The sequence below is a fragment of the Paenarthrobacter sp. AB444 genome (genome assembly GCF_028736865.1).
GTDB lineage: Bacteria > Actinomycetota > Actinomycetes > Actinomycetales > Micrococcaceae > Arthrobacter > Arthrobacter nicotinovorans_B.
Window position 1 is genome coordinate 20126 of the sequence record NZ_JAQZBY010000008.1, and the last position, 19089, is coordinate 39214.

The 19089-nt window shown below is 63.2% G+C and carries 16 protein-coding genes and 1 riboswitch; of the genes, 5 read left to right on the top strand and 11 right to left on the bottom strand.

Annotated elements, in window-relative coordinates; genetic code table 11:
- The first annotated feature begins 1 nt into the window (after position 1).
- The gene (locus PQ627_RS11245) at positions 2–766 is read left to right on the top strand and encodes an ABC transporter ATP-binding protein (protein WP_274261012.1); all 765 of its coding nucleotides are present in this window, start codon (positions 2–4) and stop codon (positions 764–766) included.
- Positions 763–1944: an ABC transporter permease gene (locus tag PQ627_RS11250; RefSeq protein WP_274261014.1), complete on the top strand. Its 1182-nt coding sequence runs from the start codon at positions 763–765 to the stop codon at positions 1942–1944. The genes PQ627_RS11245 and PQ627_RS11250 overlap by 4 nt, the downstream gene beginning before the upstream one ends.
- Here the strand turns inward: PQ627_RS11250 and PQ627_RS11255 are convergent.
- From PQ627_RS11255 to PQ627_RS11280, 6 genes are all read right to left on the bottom strand, one after another.
- Entirely contained in the window at positions 1922–2614 is a 693-nt protein-coding gene (locus PQ627_RS11255; protein ID WP_274261016.1) for an ABC transporter ATP-binding protein, read from the bottom strand. The two genes, PQ627_RS11250 and PQ627_RS11255, sit on opposite strands and share 23 nt — an antisense overlap.
- A gap of 2 nt (positions 2615–2616) precedes the next feature.
- Entirely contained in the window at positions 2617–4056 is a 1440-nt protein-coding gene (locus PQ627_RS11260) for an ABC transporter permease (protein WP_274261018.1), read from the bottom strand.
- Between the two features lie 180 nt (positions 4057–4236).
- Complete coding sequence (locus PQ627_RS11265; protein WP_262277753.1) at positions 4237–5337, bottom strand: substrate-binding domain-containing protein; 1101 nt, start codon at positions 5335–5337, stop codon at positions 4237–4239.
- Positions 5338–5407: 70 nt separating this feature from the next.
- Positions 5408–6679 carry a multiple monosaccharide ABC transporter permease gene (mmsB, locus tag PQ627_RS11270; RefSeq protein ID WP_274261023.1) on the bottom strand — a complete coding sequence of 424 codons (1272 nt, stop codon included), beginning with the start codon at positions 6677–6679 and terminating at the stop codon, positions 5408–5410.
- A gap of 45 nt (positions 6680–6724) precedes the next feature.
- The gene (gene mmsA / locus PQ627_RS11275) at positions 6725–8281 is read right to left on the bottom strand and encodes a multiple monosaccharide ABC transporter ATP-binding protein (RefSeq protein WP_144662381.1); all 1557 of its coding nucleotides are present in this window, start codon (positions 8279–8281) and stop codon (positions 6725–6727) included.
- A 130-nt stretch (positions 8282–8411) separates the two neighbouring features.
- Positions 8412–9602: an ROK family transcriptional regulator gene (locus tag PQ627_RS11280; protein ID WP_144662380.1), complete on the bottom strand. Its 1191-nt coding sequence runs from the start codon at positions 9600–9602 to the stop codon at positions 8412–8414.
- 304 nt (positions 9603–9906) lie between these two features.
- On the opposite strand from PQ627_RS11280, the gene PQ627_RS11285 reads away from it, so the two are divergent.
- A complete protein-coding gene (locus PQ627_RS11285; protein ID WP_274261027.1) occupies positions 9907–10746 on the top strand; it encodes a carbon-nitrogen hydrolase family protein in 840 nt (279 codons plus the stop codon).
- Here the strand turns inward: PQ627_RS11285 and PQ627_RS11290 are convergent.
- The 3 genes from PQ627_RS11290 to alr form a co-directional block, all read right to left on the bottom strand.
- Positions 10743–11021 (bottom strand): hypothetical protein, encoded by a 279-nt coding sequence (locus tag PQ627_RS11290; protein ID WP_274261029.1) that lies wholly within the window; start codon positions 11019–11021, stop codon positions 10743–10745. The genes PQ627_RS11285 and PQ627_RS11290 overlap by 4 nt on opposite strands.
- A gap of 165 nt (positions 11022–11186) precedes the next feature.
- Complete coding sequence (locus tag PQ627_RS11295; RefSeq protein ID WP_274261031.1) at positions 11187–12794, bottom strand: PucR family transcriptional regulator; 1608 nt, start codon at positions 12792–12794, stop codon at positions 11187–11189.
- Complete coding sequence (gene alr / locus PQ627_RS11300; protein WP_274261033.1) at positions 12784–14016, bottom strand: alanine racemase; 1233 nt, start codon at positions 14014–14016, stop codon at positions 12784–12786. The genes PQ627_RS11295 and alr overlap by 11 nt, the downstream gene beginning before the upstream one ends.
- Before the next feature lie 110 nt (positions 14017–14126).
- Here alr and PQ627_RS11305 point away from each other — a divergent pair, with 110 nt between their 5' ends.
- Together PQ627_RS11305 and PQ627_RS11310 are read left to right on the top strand one after the other, a co-directional pair.
- A complete protein-coding gene (locus PQ627_RS11305) occupies positions 14127–15641 on the top strand; it encodes an amino acid permease (RefSeq protein WP_400420946.1) in 1515 nt (504 codons plus the stop codon).
- Positions 15638–17347, top strand: a complete 1710-nt coding sequence (locus PQ627_RS11310) for a flavin monoamine oxidase family protein (protein WP_274261036.1) — start codon at positions 15638–15640, stop codon at positions 17345–17347. Before PQ627_RS11305 ends, PQ627_RS11310 begins: the two co-directional genes overlap by 4 nt.
- 75 nt (positions 17348–17422) lie before the next feature.
- Here PQ627_RS11310 and PQ627_RS11315 read toward each other — a convergent pair whose 3' ends face one another.
- Positions 17423–17944, bottom strand: coding sequence for a gamma carbonic anhydrase family protein (locus PQ627_RS11315; RefSeq protein WP_274261038.1), 522 nt, complete (start codon positions 17942–17944; stop codon positions 17423–17425).
- An 89-nt stretch (positions 17945–18033) separates the two neighbouring features.
- Positions 18034–18885 (bottom strand): formyltetrahydrofolate deformylase, encoded by an 852-nt coding sequence (purU, locus tag PQ627_RS11320; RefSeq protein WP_274261040.1) that lies wholly within the window; start codon positions 18883–18885, stop codon positions 18034–18036.
- 35 nt (positions 18886–18920) lie between these two features.
- Positions 18921–19006: riboswitch (ZMP/ZTP riboswitch) on the top strand.
- Positions 19007–19089: the final 83 nt, after the last annotated feature.

Sequence of the window (19089 nt, forward strand, 5' to 3'; positions counted from 1 at the left end):
CATGGACGCCACTGCTACCAAAGAAACCCTGGTCAGCCTGCGATCTGTCACGCGGTCAGTCACACTGCCGGATGAGCAACAGCTGCACATTCTCCGCGGCGTCGACCTCGAGGTACTCAGCGGGGACCATACCGCGATCGTGGGTCGCTCCGGCTGCGGCAAATCAACGCTGCTCAACCTCCTCGGCCTGTTGGATGTCCCGACTTCCGGCGAGCTCGACTTCATGGGCCAACCAGCCCAACGGCTCAGCAGCAACGGCCGGGCCCGGCTTCGCGGCTCCACGGTAGGTTTCGTCTTCCAGCAGTTCAACCTGCTGCCGGGCCGAAGCGCCGTGGACAACGTCATTACTCCACTCTTCTATGCCCAGGACAGGGAATTCCGGCGCCGCCGCGAACTCGCCATGGACATGCTGGACAGGGTCGGGTTGTCCGCCCGGGCGAACACGATGCCCAACATGCTCTCAGGCGGTGAACAGCAGCGCGTTGCCATCGCACGTGCGCTGGTTCGCCGGCCGAGGCTCATCCTGGCCGATGAGCCAACCGGTGCGCTGGACGTGGAGACCGGCCAGGCCGTCATGGCATTGCTGGACACAGTTGCCACGGAAACGGCTGCCGCCTTGGTGACAATTACCCACGACACCAACGTCGCCGCACTGGCGCGTGCCTGCTACAGGCTCGACTCCGGGGTGCTGACTCCGCTGGCGCTCGCAGAACCGCCCGCAGAAGTGCCCGCAGAACCGCTCGCAGAGTCAGGAGCCCACGCATGACAGGCTTCATATCAACGCTGGTGGAAGCGTGGCAGGAACTTCGCATCAACAAAGTCCGCATCCTCTTGGCGCTGCTGGGGGTAGCCCTGTCCGTGGCGGCGCTGACGTCCGTGGTGGGCCTCGGAAACCTCGCCCGCGAAGGCATGAAGGTGCAATCCGAGCGCGACGGCGGCCGGGTGGCTACCTTGACATTGAGCGTCAACGGTCCGTCCTCTCCTGATGCGCAGGAACTGGACAAGGTCTACGAAGGTATCCAGCAGCGCTACGGAATCACCACCTCCACCCACGTGGGCCGCACCCAGGCAGGCTTCCAATTTCCCCGCGGCGTGACAGCCGTGAACATGACCATCGTTGACTCGGGCTACGGCATCATCCACCGTGTGCCGCTCACTCAAGGTAAATGGTTCGACGCCGATGACGACCAAAGGCTGGCCCCCGCCATCGTGGTCTCGGAAGCCTTTTACAACCGGGCCGGCAGGCCAAACCTCGCTACCAATCCCACAGTTCGCATCCCTGGTGACCTTCCGGCGACGGCGGTGATCATCGGCGTCGTACCTGACACCTGGCCTGACACCCCTCCGGCCGCCTTTATCCTTACCAAGGCCGCCGCCATGACGGGTATGAAGCCGGACATGTCCGAGTTCAAACTCTGGGTGGGGGAGGAACAGGCAGGCGCCCTGCAGTCCGCGATCACTGCAGACCTGCAGGGCCAGTTCCCGGGGTATTACGCCCAGGCCCAACGCGTCGACTACGCCGCCTATGGTGATCCGCTGGGGCCTGCCCAGTGGATCGTCGGCGGCGTAGCCGGACTGGTGCTTCTTCTTGGAGCCGTGGGAATGCTCAACATTTCCATGGTCACAGTGCGTTACCGGGTCCGCGAGATCGGCATCCGCCGCAGCTTTGGCGCCACTTCGGGCCGAATTTTCGTGGGGGTCATGATGGAGTCCGTAGTGGCCACCGCGGTAGCAGGGCTCGTGGGCGTCATGGCGGCGATCGCCGTGGTGAAGAACCCGTGGATTCAATCGAAGGTGGCCCCAGGCCTGACGGAGTACCCGCCGTTCCCCATCGATGCCGCGCTATTGGGCTTTGGAGCGGCGGTCCTTGTGGGCGCACTCGCCGGAGCCATTCCCGCGCTCGTGGCGGTGCGCGTCAAGGTCATCGACGCGATCCGCTTCTGACCTCCTCGGTCAGCCTGCCCTGTTGAAGACGGAAGCAGCGTTCCGTTTTCTGCGCGAGGCTGCGGTCGTGCGTGACCACCAGGATGGTGGTGTTGTGGTCGCGGCTCAGAGAGCTCAGGAGTTCGATGATGTGCTCGCCGGTCTGCTCATCCAGATTGCCGGTGGGCTCGTCGGCCAGGATCAGTTTGGGTTCGTTCGCCAGCGCCCGCGCGATCGCCACACGCTGCTGCTCTCCGCCGGACAGGCGGTTGGTACGGCGTGAGTGCTTCTCCGGATCCAGCTGCACCTGTTCCAGCAACTCCTTGGCGCGCTTCAGCCTGGACGCCTTGCGGATCCCGGCGAACTCCATGGGCAGCATGACGTTGTCCAGGGCACTGAGGTTGGGGATCAGGTTGAACTGCTGGAACACGAACCCGATGTCCCGACGCCGGTACTCCGTCAGTTTGCTGTCCGGCAGCCCTGCCAGGCTGACGCCATCGACGACGACGTCCCCTGAGGTGGGTTTGTCCAGCGCGCCCAGGAGGGACAACAGTGTGCTCTTGCCGCTGCCGCTCTTGCCCACGATCGATGACAGTGAGCCCCTTTCCAACTCGAAGCTCACACCGTTGACGGGCTTGATGGTCCGGTCCCCGGACTTGAACTGACGGACCAGGTCCTTGACTTCAATCACGGCTATTCTCCTCGGAGTACTTCGATGGGGCGGATACGGGCGGTCAGCAGTGCCGGAACGAGGGCACCGATGATTGCGACGGCGAACACGGCTGCGATGCCCGCCGCAAGGACGCCGGGGGAGACACTGGCGGTAACCGAGGTCAGCAGTTGGGAAGCGCCGCCGAACGCGCCGCCCCGGCCACCAAAGCCCCCGCCCCCTGGGACCGCGCCATTTGGCACGGCACCGGCGAGGCCGCCCGCACGTTGGGTGGGTGCCGCCGTCGTGCTGGTATTCGAACTGATCAACGCCGAAGCGATGCCGCCGCTGGCGAACGATGCGATGACTGCGCCCACCACGCTGCCCATGGCGACAAGAACCAGGGATTCCAGGACAAACTGCACGCCGATGGTGCGGTTGGGGGCGCCGATGGCTTTCAACACGCCGATTTCACGACGGCGCTCGCGGACCAGCATGACCATGATGAGCAGGATGATGATTCCGGCGGTCGCGAGAGCTGCGATGAAGGCGACCAGCGAGATGTTCTTGACGCTGTCCAGGGAGCTGACAGCGGTTTCCAGGTTCCGCTGGCCCTGCGTGACATCTGCTTTGTCCGTGCCGAGGGCATTTTGGACGGCGGTCTTGGTGCTGTCCACGTTCTCCATGCTGTTGACCGTGACAATCATGGTGGAGAGCTCATCGGGTGTGGCTGCCAGCGTCTGGGCTTCAGGAAGTGTCACGTAGACGGCGTTGTTGCCGAAAGTGGTTCCGGCGTCGAAAATTCCTGCCACGGTGAAGGTCTTGTCCTGGATAGTGAAGGTGGATCCAACGGCCAGACCGTTCTTTTCGGCCAATGACGTGCCCACCAGTGCCTTGTCCGACGCCGTGGTGTAGTCGCCCAGGCCGCTGCCGCTGGTGATGTTCAAGGCCTTGCCGGTGCTGTCCACCTCTGCGCCGATGCCGGTGGCCGTGATCGGAAGGGCGCGTGCCGGCTGTGTTCCCGTTGCACCGGTGGATCCGCTGGCGTTGTTCCGGTTGCCCAAGGTGCCGGCGTCGATGGCAGCAGTGAGGCTGGTGCTGACCGATGCCTGCTGTCCGCCGGGACCGAAGCCACCGGCTTGCCCGGACTGCTGGGTGGTGGCCGTGGATCCGCTTGTGGTGGTTTGCAGGCGCAACGCCTTCGTGCCAACCACCGACGTGACATTGGCGACGGACGCAGCCGTCTGGGCTTGCGCCGTCGTGAGTGGTTCGCCGCCGCCTTCGAAGCCCTGCCCGCCAGCGGGGTTCACCGTCAAGGTGGTGCCCACCGAAGCGTTGAGCTCCTGCACCTTTGCACCCACGGCCTGGTTGGCCACGAGCATGGCCAAAGCCAGGCCGATCGCTACGGCGAGGATGGCGACCACCGCCGCTGTTCTAATTTTGTTGCGGAAGGCGTTGCCTACGCTTCGGGCAAGGACGCTCACGTTTCTCCTTTGACCTGCAGGTTTGTGGGCCCACTGGTCGCGGGCTGCAGGTCCAACATTGCTCAGCGCTGCTGTGCGGCACACCAGCCAAAGCTATGCGTGGGCTGTGAAAGGTTGCCTGAAGACAGCAAAAAGCCCCGGCCCGCCTGCTGGCGGACCGGGGCTTCCCGTAGAGGGGTGTTACTTGGTGATCGGGCCAAGTACCGGATCGTCGACGTAAGCCGTCTTGACGTTCTCCTTGGTCACGATCTGCGGCGGGAGAAGGAAGGCCGGAACGGTCTTCACGCCGTTGTTGTAGGAGTCCTTGTCGTTGATCTCCAGCTGCTTGCCAGCCTGCAGGTCCTTCACCATGGTGATGGCGTGCTCAACGAGCTTGCGGGTGTCCTTGTTGATGGTGGAGTACTGCTCGCCAGCCATGATCGACTTGACGGACTCAACCTCGGAGTCCTGGCCGGTGACGACCGGAAGCGGCTTGCCTGCACTCCGGACGGAGGTCAGGATTGCACGAGCCAGGGTGTCGTTCGGGGACAGGACGCCGTCCAGGGCGGCGGTGCCGTAGCTGCCCGAAAGCAGTGAGTCCATGCGCTTCTGGGCATTTTCAGGCTTCCAGCCCTGGGTTACAGCCTGCTCGAACGAGGTCTGGCCGGAAACAACCTTGAGGGTGCCGTCGTCGATCTTCGGCTTCAGGACACTCATGGCGCCGTTGAAGAAGACCTTGGCGTTGGCATCGTCAGGGGAGCCGGCAAAGAGCTCGACGTTGTACGGGCCGGACGCCTTCTTGGCCTTCATTCCGTCCAGCAGGGCCTGGCCCTGGAGGACACCAACCTTGAAGTTGTCGTAGGCCACGTAGTAGTCCACGTTGTCAGTGTTCAGGAGAAGACGGTCGTAGGCGATGACTGTGGCGCCGGAGTCCTTGGCCTGCTGGAGCTGCGTACCAAGCTGGGCGCCGTCGATGGCTCCCACAATGATGACCTTGGCACCCTTGGTGACCATCGCGCTGATCTGGTTCTGCTGCTCGGACACGCCGCCGTTGGCGAACTGGACGTCGGCCTTGAAGCCGGCTCCGGTGAGGCCATCGTTGAACAGCTTCTCCGCCAGGACCCAGTTTTCACTGGTCTTCTGCGGAAGGGCGACGCCGATCAGCGAGTCCTTGGGGAACGCTTCCCCGCCTCCTGTGCTGCTGCTGCTTGAGCCGCTGTCAGTGCGGCCGCAGGCCGTCAGCGCCAGTGCCGCGATGGCAGCGACTGCTGCTGCCTTTCCTGCTTTACCAAACATTCGCATATCTTGGTTCACTTTCTGTGTGGGTGGGGTGGAGCGAGTCTTCTGGGTGGAGAAGTTTGTGGCGGAAAGCTCAGGCTTCCTTGGAGATGACCTCTTTGGTGGAGGTGACTTCGTCCGGCTTGAGCTCGTTGTTGTTGCGCTGGAAGTTCTTCAGCAACAGGCCAGTGATGGAACGCTTGCCCTGGGACTTGTTGTAGACATCGAAGGCAACGGCTGCCAGGAGCACCAGGCCCTTGATGATCTGGGTGAGGTCCGCACCGACGCCCAGGAGCTGGAGGCCGTTGTTGAGAACTGCCATGACCAGGCCACCGACGATTGAGCCGATCACGGTACCAACACCACCGGTAACGGCGGCGCCACCGATGAAGACGGCTGCGATGGCGTCAAGCTCCCAGCCGACACCGTCGAACGGGCCCGATGCCGTGGATCGGCCAACGAAGATCATGCCTGCCAGGCCTGCCAGCACGGACATGTTCATCATGACCATGAAGTTGACCTTCTTGGACTGGACACCGGACAGCTCAGCTGCGTGGCGGTTGCCACCCACGGCGTAGACGTGGCGGCCCAGGACGGTCTTGTCTGCGATGAAGCCGTAGATGAGTACCAAGACGGCCAAGATCAGGCCCGGGATGGGGAAGGACGTTCCGGGGCGGCCGGTGGCGAACAGGTACGTGGCGTAAAGGATCGCGCCGCAGATCAGGACCAGCTTGGTGACCTCGACCCAGAGCTCGGGAACGTCGGCGCCGAGGGCTTTGTTGGCGGCGCGGGTACGGAGGGACATGATGATGACGAACGCGGCGGCAACGATGCCAAGGAGCAGCGTGAGGTTGTTGAAGCCGGTGTTCGGTCCGATTTCAGGCAGGTAGCCTGAGCCAAGGAACTGGAAGTCCTTGGAAACGGGGATGGTGTTGGACTTGCCGACGAACTGGTTGAAACCGCGGAACAGGAGCATGCCCGCCAGTGTCACGATGAACGCGGGGATGCCCACGTAGGCTACCCAGAACCCTTGCCAGGCGCCGATCAGTGCACCCAGGAGCAGGCCGAAAATCACGCCGGCCCACCAGGGGAGTCCCCAGTCCCGCATTGCAAGGGCCACGAACACGCCCACGAATGCTGCCACGGAACCCACGGACAGGTCGATGTGCCCGGCGATGATCACCAGCACCATGCCGATGGCGAGGATAAGGATGTAGGAGTTGCCGTTGAACAGGTTGATCACGTTGCCGGGGGTCAACGTGCGGCCGTCCGTGAAGATCTGGAAGAAGACGATAAGTGCCACCAGGGCGAAGATCATGCCGAACTGGCGGGTATTGCCACCAAATAGCTTCTTGAGCGCGTTCATTGTTTTGGTCCTTGTGTCAGGAAGGGGCGGGGCTGGGCCAAAGGGTCAAGCTGCTTTGCGGGAGGAAGTCATCAGCTTCATGAGGCTTTCCTGGCTTGCTTCGTTCTTGTCGAGGACGCCTGTGATGGCGCCTTCGAAGATGGTGTAGATACGGTCGGACAGGCCCAGGAGTTCTGGAAGCTCCGAGGAAATGACAATCACTCCCTTGCCCTGGTTCGCCAGCCTCTGGATGATGCCGTAGATCTCGTACTTGGCGCCGACGTCGATGCCACGTGTGGGTTCATCCAGGATCAGGAGGTCGGGGTCGGTGAACATCCACTTGGCCAGCACTACTTTTTGCTGGTTGCCGCCTGAGAGTTTGGCGACGCCTTCCTCAACCGAGGGAGTCTTGGTCCGGAGAGACTTGCGGTACTCCTCGGCAACCTGGAACTCCTTGCGGTCATCCACTACGGAGTAGTTGCTGATCTTGTCCAGCGCAGCAGCGACCGTGGTGGTCTTGATGTCATCCAGCAGGTTCAAGCCCAGGGACTTGCGGTCTTCAGTCACGTAGCCGAGTCCGGCGTCGATGGCCTGGCGGACCGTGCGGATCTGGATCGGCTTGCCGTCCTTGTAGATCTGGCCCTTGATGAAACGGCCGTAGGAGTGGCCGAACACCGAGCGTGCCAGTTCTGTGCGGCCGGCGCCCATGAGGCCCGCGAAGCCGACGATTTCGCCTCGACGCACAAAGAAGTTCGAGCCCTTGCAGATGAGGCGGTCCTGGATCTGGGGGTGGCCCACGGTCCAGTCCTTGACCTCGAAGAAAACCTCGCCGATCTTCGGTTCGTGGTCCGGGAAGCGTGACTCGAGCGTCCGGCCGACCATGCCCTTGATGATGCGGTCCTCGTCCACGCCGTCGCGCTTGACGTTCAGGGTTTCAATCGACTTGCCGTCACGGATGATGGTGATCTCGTCCGCGATCTGCTCGATCTCGTTGAGCTTGTGGGAAATGATGATCGAGGTGATGCCGCGGCCCTTGAGGCCAAGGATCAGGTCCAGCAGGTGCTGGGAGTCCGATTCGTTCAGGGCTGCCGTGGGCTCGTCCAGGATCAGCAGCTTCACGGACTTGTTCAGCGCCTTGGCGATTTCCACCAGTTGCTGCTTGCCGACGCCGATCTCCTTGATGGGGGTGTCCGGGTCCTCCCGGAGGCCCACACGGGCCAGGAGTTCGAGGGAACGCTTACGGGCCTCGGCCCAGTCAATGACGCCCCACTTGGTGGGTTCGTTACCCAGGAAGATGTTTTCCATGATGGACAGTTCCGGGATCAGCGCCAGCTCCTGGTGGATGATCACAATGCCCGCTGCTTCACTGGCCCGGATGTCCTTGAACTGCTGCGTCTCGGCCTGGTACACGATGTCGCCGGTGTAGCTGCCGTAGGGGTAGACCCCGGACAGGACCTTCATCAGCGTGGATTTTCCTGCACCGTTCTCGCCACAAATTGCGTGGATCTCACCGGCCATAACGCGCAGGCTTACGTTCGACAAGGCTTTCACTCCAGGGAATTCCTTGGTGATGGAGCGCATCTCCAACAGGATGGGCTCGCCTTGCGTGTCGAGGGATGTCATCAGCCCTTACGCCTCCAATGCATGACTTCGTTGTCGGCTCCGCAAGCGGCGGAGCTGTCTGATGAAAAAGTAAACTGGATCACCTATCTTGTCGTCAAGACTTGAACGCATGATCCAGCTAACGATTTCGTTACCTACCGGTAATACCTGCGTGCTGGAACACCAATGCGGCCGCTCCGAGGGCCTCGGCGCGGGCTCCCAGTGAAGACATCGCGAGGTGTGTCGTCTCGCCAACGACGGGCACGGCGTGGCGTACCAGGCCTCTTCGGATGGGGTCCAGCAGAAGGTCTCCAAGCCCCGCCAAAGGGCCGCCAACGACGATCACTTCGGGGTTGATCAGGTTGGAGACGTTGCCCAGTGCCCGCCCGACCGCCAGGCCGGCGTCGTCAACTACGCGTTGGGTCGCCGAATCTCCGGCGAGGCAATTGCGGACGATGTCCAGCGGCGTCAACAGGGTGTCCTGGCCGCGCCCCAGCAACTCGATCATGGTGGTGGTGGACGCTATCGTTTCGAGGCAACCCCTGTTGCCGCAGCGGCACACCAGTCCATGCTCATGGATGGTCGCGTGGCCGATTTCCCCAGTGATGCCCACGTTGCCGTAGTACGGGAATCCGTTGAGGATCAGTCCGGCGCCGATGCCCGAACCGATCTTGAGGAACATCAGGTTGGAGACCCCGCTGTGGGGTCCCCACGTCACCTCGGACAACGCGCCGAGGTTGGCGTCGTTGTCAACAAAGACGGGGCAATTGAGGGCCTCTTCCAGGCGGTGGAGGATGTCGATGCCCACCCACTCCGGGAGGATGGCCCCCTGTGCCACCGTGCCCGATCTGCGGTCGATCGGACCAGGAATGCCCGCGCCGGCACCTACGACGGCGGTGCGGTCGATGCCGTTTTCGCGGAGCAGTTTTTCGAGCAGCCGGACTGCGGCGGCTATGCCTTCTTCTGCCTGGTGACCCAGCGGCAACTCGATGTAATCCTCGGCGATGACGTGATACCCCAAGGAAGCCAGGACCACGCGGAGGTGCCGGCGGCCAAAGTCGATTCCGACGGCGACAGCACCGTTGCTGTTCAGCCTCACGTTGGTTGCCCGGCGGCCGGAGCTGGTGGTCGGCTCGGTGGAGACCAAGCCGGCGTCCTGCATGATCTTGACGATGTTGGAGATCGTGGCCGTGGAGAGTCCGGTTTGCCGTGAAAGCTCAGCCTGCGTGGATGGCCCGCTCAGCAAGCACTCGATGATGCGCTGCTGGTTAAGGTGGCGGAGCGCCGACTGTGAGCCGGGTTTTCTTGGATGGCTCTTCGTTGAGCGCTGCGTTGCGGGCATGACAAGAAGATTGCCCCAGAAGGCATGTTGCAGTCAAGAAGTGAACGCAGCGAGTCCTGCTTCACTGACATACTCCAACGCAAAGCTGTCTGCTAAGTACCCCTTGCGTGGCCCAATATGCGCCCTAACTCCAACTTTTAAGGCGTAAAGCAGGCCTCGCAACAAGGGGTCGCGTGCAATGAGTCCCGCGTTCGGGGGCTCCAGGTCCAATTGCCCCGGAGCGCGCAGCGGAGCCGGGCCTAGGCTTGAAGCAAGAAGATGTTCCTGCCTGCGATCGGCAGGGATCAGGCGAAACAAGGTGGTAATGATGCTGCTAGCACTCCTGCAGGCGAACGCTTCCGTTTTGGACGTGGACGCCAACCTGCGCACTATCGAGGACGCAGCCAATCGTGCCTCCAACGCGGGGGCCGGCCTGCTCCTCACTCCGGAGCTCTTCCCTGTCGGTTATGCTCCATTGCGCCTGCATGCCGAGCTGGACCCCGCAACGCTCCCGGCGATCCGCGAACGCCTGGCCGCGATTGCCCGCACACGCGGGATTGGCTTGGTCTACAGCCTCCCTGCGCTGGCGCTGAAGCCGGAGAGGCACGACGACGCCGCGCAGCCACCGCACGCTGATGACGCTTGGCACATCACGGCTACTTTGCTGGACGCCGGAGGCAACGAGGTCCTCAACTATGCCAAGGTCCACCTCTTCGGTCCCGAAGAGCACAAGGCATTCGTCGGCGCTGAAGAACCTCCCGCCGTCGTGGATTTCAACGGAATCCGCGCGTCGATGCTGATCTGCTACGACGTCGAGTTCCCTGAAGCGGTGCGTGCCGCAGCCACCCGTGGCGCCGAACTCCTGCTGGTACCAACAGCACTGTCGGCAGGGTTCGACAACGTCCCCCAGGTACTCATTCGCGCCCGGGCACTGGAGAGCCAGTTGAACGTGGCCTATGCCAACCACTCAGGGCATGAAGACGTGTACAACTTCCTGGGTGGCAGCGTGGTGGCCGGTCCCGACGGCTCGCTGTTGGCTGCCGCGGGGGAGGGAGCAGCGCTGCTGTTCGCCGAGGTCGGCACGGATACGGTCAAAGCCGCCCGTGACGAAGTTCCGTACCTGCGTGAGCGCAGGCCGGAACTGTACAAGGAATGGGACCGCTAGGACCCGGTCTGGGTTCGCTTGCGGTGGACACGGATGAGGTTGACCAGAGAGGCGATAAACCCGACGGCCAGCAACATGCCTAGGATGGCACGGTTTGCGATGTCGAGTCCAAACCGGAAACCTCCGTCCACGGTGTTGTGCAGGTCAAGATGAGCTGCTTCGACGTTTCCATGGCCCGGGAGCGAGCCCGTCGCCAACCAAACGAGCAGGGCCACTCCAAACGCGACGACGATCGACACCCGCAGTTTGGGGGTGATTGTGGGCAGCTTGGTCACTGTGTTGCTCCTTGTGGATCGAACGCGGGTGGTGTTCCTGAAGCGTACGATCCACGAGGCTTCCCCTAGCCGCCAAATAGGCAAATTAGGTGCTGAGAACAGCAAAAATGAGTGGTGAAAGTGGCTCGCACAGACGGATTTGGCTTCATCTAGGTGGTGCCCAATCTAGGTGGTGCCCACAGGATCAGCCCCGACCAACTCGTCCACATACTGCAGTGCGAACCACAGCTCGGCCCTGACCTGCGCTTGGTTGAGGTCCATGTCCAGGAGTTCGCCCAGCACCCCTATCTGCCGCCGCACACTGTTGCGGTGGAGGCCGAGCAGCTTGGCGGAGCCGTCCCAGCTGCCGTTTTCGCTCAGCCATCCCCGCAGGACGCACAACAGTGGATCCCTCCGGTCAGGTTCCAGAGCCAGCACCGGTGCCAGCAGACGCCCTGCAAGCATGGTCCCTGCTTCCCGGCCCAACAGCCCGGTAACGGACCAGGTCACTTCATCCACCCGGGCACTCACACCACTGGAGACCACGCGGCTTCGCAGTGAGCTTGCACGTTGGTAGGCCGCCGAGAGGCCATGCAATTCGGTGGGTTCACCGATCACCAACCGCCAGCCGAGCTTTTCGACGTCGGCCAACAGGGAGTCGTCCACTTTCAGGCGGGTGATTGCCGCGAAGCCGTACTCGGTGATCTCCACGAGCTTTGTATCGAAGAGCCGGCGCCATTGGAGTACTTCGCGTACGGGACCATCATCCACCGTCCCTTCGACCCGCACCCCCTGTACCACCCTCATCTGGGCGGACCGGGTGGAGGACAGGCTCTGGGCCAGCAGATCCTTCAGGCCGTTGACGTGTTTCGTTCCGCCGGACACCAGCGACTCCGGATGCAGCAACATCGCGGTGGCCAGTTGACTGGGTGCAAGGGAGCCGCTTGTTCGCTGCCGTACGAGTAACTCCAGCAGACCCACGGCGGCCTGGACCACATTGTTCTGCGCAGGAGAGAGGGGAGCGTCCGAACCAAGGATCAACGCACCGAGGTTGGCGTCCTTGGTGCTGCGGAGCGGGTGCCCGAACACCAGCGCTGAACCCGGTTGTTCGAACCCGTCCATCTCCACGCGCGGACCGCTGCCGGACAGCAGTCGCTCGAGCATCGGTGCCAGCAATGAATGTTCGACGCCGGTGCTGCCGCCGGCATTGTGCCCACGGGCACGGACCCGCCCGTCGGCCCCCACCAGCAGTGCCCACACCGGCACGCGTTGGACGAGGGCGGCCAGCAATTCGTGTTCGGGCCTGGGGGAGAGGACCGCGCGCATGAGCTGGCGGTTGGTCTCGGCGAGCTGCCGGAAAACGCGGGCATTATCCGATTCCAGCAGCTGCGAGAATTCCAGGCCGATGGCCGCGAAAGGCACCGATTCCGGGACCTCGAACAAGGTGAGGTTGTGCGTGCGGCATGCCTCAATCAGCGCGGCGGGAACGGCGTCGAAATAGGGCCTGATCCCGAAGCCGAGCGCAGCAACCTTCGCATCCACCAGGCGCCGGACGTAGGCGTCCACCTTCGCCGCCGAGCCGCCCTTCCCAAGGAAAGGCAGCCCGGCGGTGAGGAGGAACTCGCCCTCCGGCAGGTAGGGCGTGGGGTCTTCCAGCTCACTGGGTTCCACCCACCTCAGCAACGAGGCGCCGCTGCCGCCGTCGTGAAGCATGGTCAACTCCGGCGGCAGCTGCTCAACGAACTGTTCGAGCGTGACGAAACTGAGGCGGGCGGTGGCGGGCTCAGGCGACATTGCCCTGCCCGGCGGGAGCCGGCTCCTGGTAGTCGGGGCATTCGTAAGCACTGGTGGAGTAGGCACGGGGGAGGCGTGGCGCTATCCGGTTGATGATTTCGTCGCCGTGGCTGCCGATGGCGGCGCCCCAGTCGTCGGCGCTCGCGGCCCCTGTGGAGGGATCGCCGAAAAGCACAGCGGTGTCACCGACGGCAATGCCGGAGGCGTCCGGCCCGAGATCCACCATGAACTGGTCCATGCAGACTTTGCCGATCACGGGGACACTGCGGCCTGCGATGTTCACTACGGAACGGCCGCTGATGCCCTTGGGAATGCCGTCGGCGTAGCCCAACGGGATGAGTCCGAGGTACCGGGGTTCGTAGGTGATGGCTTGGTGTTCGTAGCTCACGCCTGTGCCTGCGGGGACTTTTTTGACCATCACCAGCGGTGCCGTGACGCTCAGTGCGGGGCGCAGCCCGAAATCGGCCGGGTCCAGATGGTCGGCCGGAGCCAAGCCGTAAATTGCGAGTCCGGCGCGAACCATGTCGAAGTGGAATTCGGGCCGGTCCAGGATGTTCGCGGAGCTCGAAACGTGCCTGAGTTCCGGGGTCAGCCCGGCCTCACGGGCCTCGCGGACGGCGTCCTCGAACTCAGCCACAGCGGCGGCGTTGCCCGGGTGGGCGGGGACATCGGCCCAGGCCAAGTGGGTCCAAAGGCCCCGGACGCGCAGGGTGCCGTCAAGCTCCGCTTGCCGTGCTTGCGCTACGAGTTCGGGCCAGTCTTCCTTGCGTGCGCCGCCGCGGCTCAGGCCGCTGTCCAGTTCGAGATGCACGACGGCGGGACGGCCAAGGCGGGACGCGATGCCTGCCAGCACCTCCAGTTGGCCGACGCTGCCGAGGGAGACATCGATGTCGTTTTCCAGTGCTTCAAGGATGGTGGCGCTTGTCTGGGATGCCAGATAGAGCCAGGAAAGTATGGGCAGGGTGATCCCCGCCTTGCGGAGGGCGATTGCTTCCGTGAGCTGGGCGGTCCCCAGCCAGTCGGCCCCGGCTTCTGCTGCTGTACGGGCGACTTCCACCAGGCCATGCCCGTAGGCGTTGCCCTTGACGACGGCCATGAAAAATGGCGCTTCAGTGCGCTTTTTCAGGGCTTTGACATTGTCTGAAATAGCAGACAGATCAACGGTGACCTGCCCGGAGAGGACCGCCGTAGCGGGCTCTTGATAGTGTGCATTGCGTCTCATGGTTGAACACTATAGGTCATTTTGCACCATGGTGAGAGGTGGCTCACATGCCAGTCTTGTGGAGGGGAAATCGAAACTACTTGGAAGGGACGTCAAGGGTGACTGTGCCTGTGAACACCGAAAACACTGCGGCGGTGAGTGCTGCCAAGCTGGGCCTGGGAGCCCAGCTGTTGCGTCGTAAGCCCATTGGGCAAATGGTCAGCGAGTCAGGCAGCGGCGAAGGCGGCACGCCGCTGGTCCGCAGCTTCGGCGTGCTGCAACTGACCATGATCAGCGTCGGCGCCACCCTGGGCACCGGCATCCTCGTCATCCTCGGCGAATCCGTTCCACTGGCGGGTCCGGCGATCTGGATCTCCTTTGTCATCGCCGGGCTGGCAGCGCTCCTGTCCGCTGTCTCCTACGCCGAAATGGCCGGGCTTGTCCCCGTAGCCGGCTCCAGTTACTCCTACTCCTACGCCACCATGGGCGAAGGAATGGCGTGGATCTGTGGATGGTGCCTCGTCCTCGAATACGCGGTCTCCGTAGCAGCCGTTGCTGTCGGGGCCGGTCAATACGTCAACGAGACCCTGGCTGCGTTCGGGCAATTCCTTCCCGACGCGTTGTCACAGCCGCCGGGAGACGGGGGCCTGGTCAACGTACCTGCCGTGGTGATCGTGGTCTTCGCCATGATCCTCCTGGTCCGGGGAGCCCGTGAGAGCGCATGGATCAATACCGCGATCGTCATCATCAAGGTTGGCATCCTGGTCTTCTTCTGCGCAGTGGCCTTCACGGCGTTCAACGCAGGCAACTTCGAGCCTCTCCTGCCCATGGGGGCCGCCGGTGTTTCGGCCGCCGCCTCAAGCGTGTTCTTCTCCTACATCGGATTCGACGCCGCCTCCACCGCCGGTGAAGAGGCCAAGAACCCCAAGCGCGACCTGCCCCGGGCCATCATGCTCTCCATGGTGATCGTCACCAGCATCTACGTGCTGGTCTCAGTGGCGGCAATCGGTGCCCGTCCTTGGGGATGGTTCGACGGTACCGAAGCGGCCCTGGTGCAGATCCTGCATGAGATCACGGGCCAGCCCTGGATCGCCCTGGTCTTCTCCGTCGGCGCAGTGCTGGCGATCGCCAGCATTGTCCTGACGGTTCTCTACGGGCAAACCCGCATCATGATGTCCATGTCCCGCGATGGCATGGTGCCCAAAATCTTCGGCCGCGTCTCCCACCGAACCGGCACCCCGGTGGCCGGAACGCTCATCATTGGTACCGCCGTCGCCCTCACCGCCGGCTTGGTCCCGCTGGGTGCGCTCGCGGACGCCACCAGCATCGGCACCCTTTTTGCCTTCGCGTTGGTAAACATCGCGGTGATCTATCTTCGGCGGAACCGCCCGGACCTTGAGCGCAGCTTCCGCGTCCCGCTGTATCCGATCACGCCGATCCTGGGCGCCCTCATGTGTGCCTACCTGATGCTCAACCTTGGTGCCGACACCTGGATCACCTTCGGTGTCTGGATGGTGGTGGGCATCGCCATCTACTTCGGCTATGGACGCCGGAACTCCAAGGTAGCCACGCTCAGCGAGCAGGACTACCGTGAACTGACAACCAGGGCCATGGGCCCGGAACCTGTGAAAGCAGCAAAGCCATGACCATCGCTACCGAACTCCCACTCGCAGACGCCGCCGCCGAGGCAGGTGACCGCGGCGCCGGGGCTCCGATCACCATGCTGAACCCGGACTTCCCCTTCAGCTACGACCACTACCTGGCCAACCCGGCCGGACTCGGGGCAGTGCCGGAAGAAAAGTACGGAACCGAGGTGGCCGTCATCGGTGCCGGGCTCTCCGGACTCGTGACTGCCTACGAACTCATGAAGCTCGGCCTCAAGCCGGTGATTTACGAGGCAGACCAGATCGGCGGCCGCCTCCGCACCGCGAGTTTCCCTTCTGCTCCCGGCGTGGTGGCCGATCTCGGCGGCATGCGCTTCCCGGTGTCCGGCAAGGCTTTCTACCACTACGTGGACCTGCTGGGCCTGGACACCAACGATTTCCCGAACCCCATGGCGCCGGCAACGTCCAGCACCGTGATCGAACTGGCAGGCAAGAAGCACTACGCCACCACCGCGGATGAACTGCCAGAGTTCTTCCGCGAGGTCGCCGACGCCTGGAAAGCCGCAATCAACGACGGTGCCGCCTTCGCCCAGATGCAGGAAGCCATCAAAGCCCGCGACACCAAGCGCATCAAGGAACTGTGGAACGCGCTCCTTCCCGAGCTGGACGAGCAGACCTTCTATGGCTTCATCGCCGCCAGCAAGTCCTTCAAGGAAGCCGGGTTCGCCCACCGCGAGGCTTTCGGCCAGGTAGGTTTTGGCACGGGTGGCTGGGACACGGACTTCCCCAACTCCATCCTCGAGATCCTGCGCGTCGTGTACACCGACGCCGACGACCAGCACCGCTCCATCGTCGGTGGAGCGCAAAGGCTCCCTGAGGCACTGTGGAACCACGCGCCGTCGGGCATTAAGCACTGGCCGGAAGGCACGTCGCTGGCCTCGCTGCACTCCGGTTCGCCACGCGGGGCAGTGGACAACATCCGCCGCGCGGATAACGGTGACCTTGTTGTCCGGGAGAACTGGGGGCGCGAAGCCAACTACCAGGCCGTGGTGACCACCTGCCAGTCCTGGCTGCTGTCCACCCGCATCCACACCGAAGAAGCGCTCTTTCCGGCTGAGATGTGGACCGCCATTGAACGCTCGCACTACATGCAGTCGTCCAAGACCTTCGTGATGGTTGACCGCCCGTTCTGGAAAGACATCGACCCGGAGACCGGCCGCGAAGTGTTGTCCATGACCCTCACCGACCGCCTCAACCGGGCAACATACTTGCTCGACGACGGCCCGGACAAGCCCGCTGTCATCCTCCTGTCCTACACCTGGAACGACGATGCCCTGAAGTGGCTCGCGCTCACCGCGGAGGAGCGGGTGAAGCTGATGCTGCACTCGCTGGAGCAGATTTACCCGGGCGTGGATATTGCCAGCCACATTGTGGGCCAGCCCATTACGGTGTCCTGGGAAGCCGATCCGAACTTCATGGGTGCTTTCAAAGCGAACCTGCCCGGGCATTACCGTTACCAGCAGCGCCTGTTCACGCACTTCAAGCAGGACAAGCTGCCCCAGGACCAGCGCGGCATCTTCCTGGCCGGCGACGACGTGTCCTTCACGGCAGGATGGGCAGAAGGCGCCGTGACCACGGGCCTGAACGCGGTGTGGGGCGTCGTGAACCACCTGGGTGGATCTTCCGCTGCCGGGAACCCCGGTCCGGGTGACCTGCTGGACGAGCTCGGCCCGATTTCGCTGGACTAAACCCCTTACGTTGCGAGGCCCGCTCTGCGCACTAAATCCCTTGGATAGTGCGAGGAGCGGGCCTCGCATTCGGCGTTAAGAGGCGTGCATGTCCCGGTGGGCGGCGGCCAGTTCCTTGTAGTGGGCGGCGTTGTGCTTCACGCCCTCGAATTCCTCGTCCGTGAGCTCACGCCGGACCTTCGCCGGTACACCGGCTACAAGTGATCGCGGCGGGATGACCGTGCCCTCCAGGACCACGGCGCCGGCCGCGATGAGCGAACCCGTCCCGATCACTGCCCCGTTGAGAATGGTGGCACTCATGCCGATCAGGCAGTCGTCCTCCACAGTGCAACCATGGACTACTGCGCTGTGCCCCACAGAGACGCGCTCACCAACGGTGCAGGGGAAGCCGGGGTCCGCATGCAGGACAACGTTGTCCTGGAGATTGGATCCCGCGCCAACTTTGATGGCCGCGGTGTCGGCCCGGACGGAGACGCCGTAAAAGGCGCTGGAGTCCTGGGCCAGCGTGGCTTTTCCGATGATTGATGCCGTTGGTGCCACGAAGGCGGTTTCATGGATGGCCGGGGTATCCCCGGCGAACGTGTAAGAGGGAGCCATGTGCCCCAGCATATTCCCAACCAGGGGACAGCAAACGTCGCTATGAGGGGTCAGTGGAGCGTTTGCTGTCCCCTGGTTGGGTGGAGGGGTTAGTTGAACACCACGGTGCGGGTGCCATCCAGGAGCACCCGGTGTTCGGCGTGCCACTGGACGGCCTGTGCCAGGGTGTGGCCCTCGACGTCGCGGCCCATTTGGACGAACTGCGCTGCCGTGCGGGCGTGGTCCACCCGGATGACTTCCTGCTCGATGATCGGACCCTCGTCCAGGTCCGCGGTCACATAGTGTGCCGTGGCGCCGATGATCTTTACGCCGCGGGCGTGCGCCTGGTGGTACGGCTTGGCCCCCTTGAAGGAGGGGAGGAACGAGTGGTGGATGTTGATGGCCTTGCCGTTCAGCTCCGTGCAAAGTTCGTTGGAGAGGACCTGCATGTAGCGGGCCAGGACTGTGAGCTCAACGTCGTGCCCGGCAATGAGTTTCAGGAGCTCTGCCTCGGCCTGCGGCTTGGTGTCGGCAGTGACGGGGATGTGGTGGAACGGGATGCCGTAGAACTCGGCCAAGGGCTCGAGGTCGCGGTGGTTGGACACAATGGCCGGAACCTCGATCGGCAGGGTTCCGGCCCGCTGCTGGAACAACAGGTCATTCAGGCAGTGGGCATCCTTGGAACACAGAATGATGGTGCGCACCTTTTCGCCGACGGGGTTGATCTGCCACGTCATGCCGAAGGTTTCGGCCACAGGCTGCAGGGCCGCCGTCAGTTCCGCTTGGGTGCTCGACGTCGTTGCCTCCACGCGCATGAAGAAGTTGCCTGTAGTGGGGCTTCCGTATTGTTGCGAATCGGCGATGTTGCACCCCGCACCAAGGAGGGCGCCGGCAACAGCGTGGACGATGCCGGGACGGTCAGGGCAGGAAAGGGTCACAACAAAAGCGGTGGAGTCAGTCACACGAACAAGCCTACCGGTGCTGCCTTGTTGTACTGTTAACGGGTCGCAACTGGCGTTGGGTGGACTACCACCAGGGAGCGGCAATCACGAAGACCACGGATCGTACGCCTGGGCCGAGGGTCATGTCTTACCGTCGCACGCACGTGACCGATGCCTCCCGTCATCAACGGGACGCGGGAATGCTGCTGCCGGTAGCCTGACCTG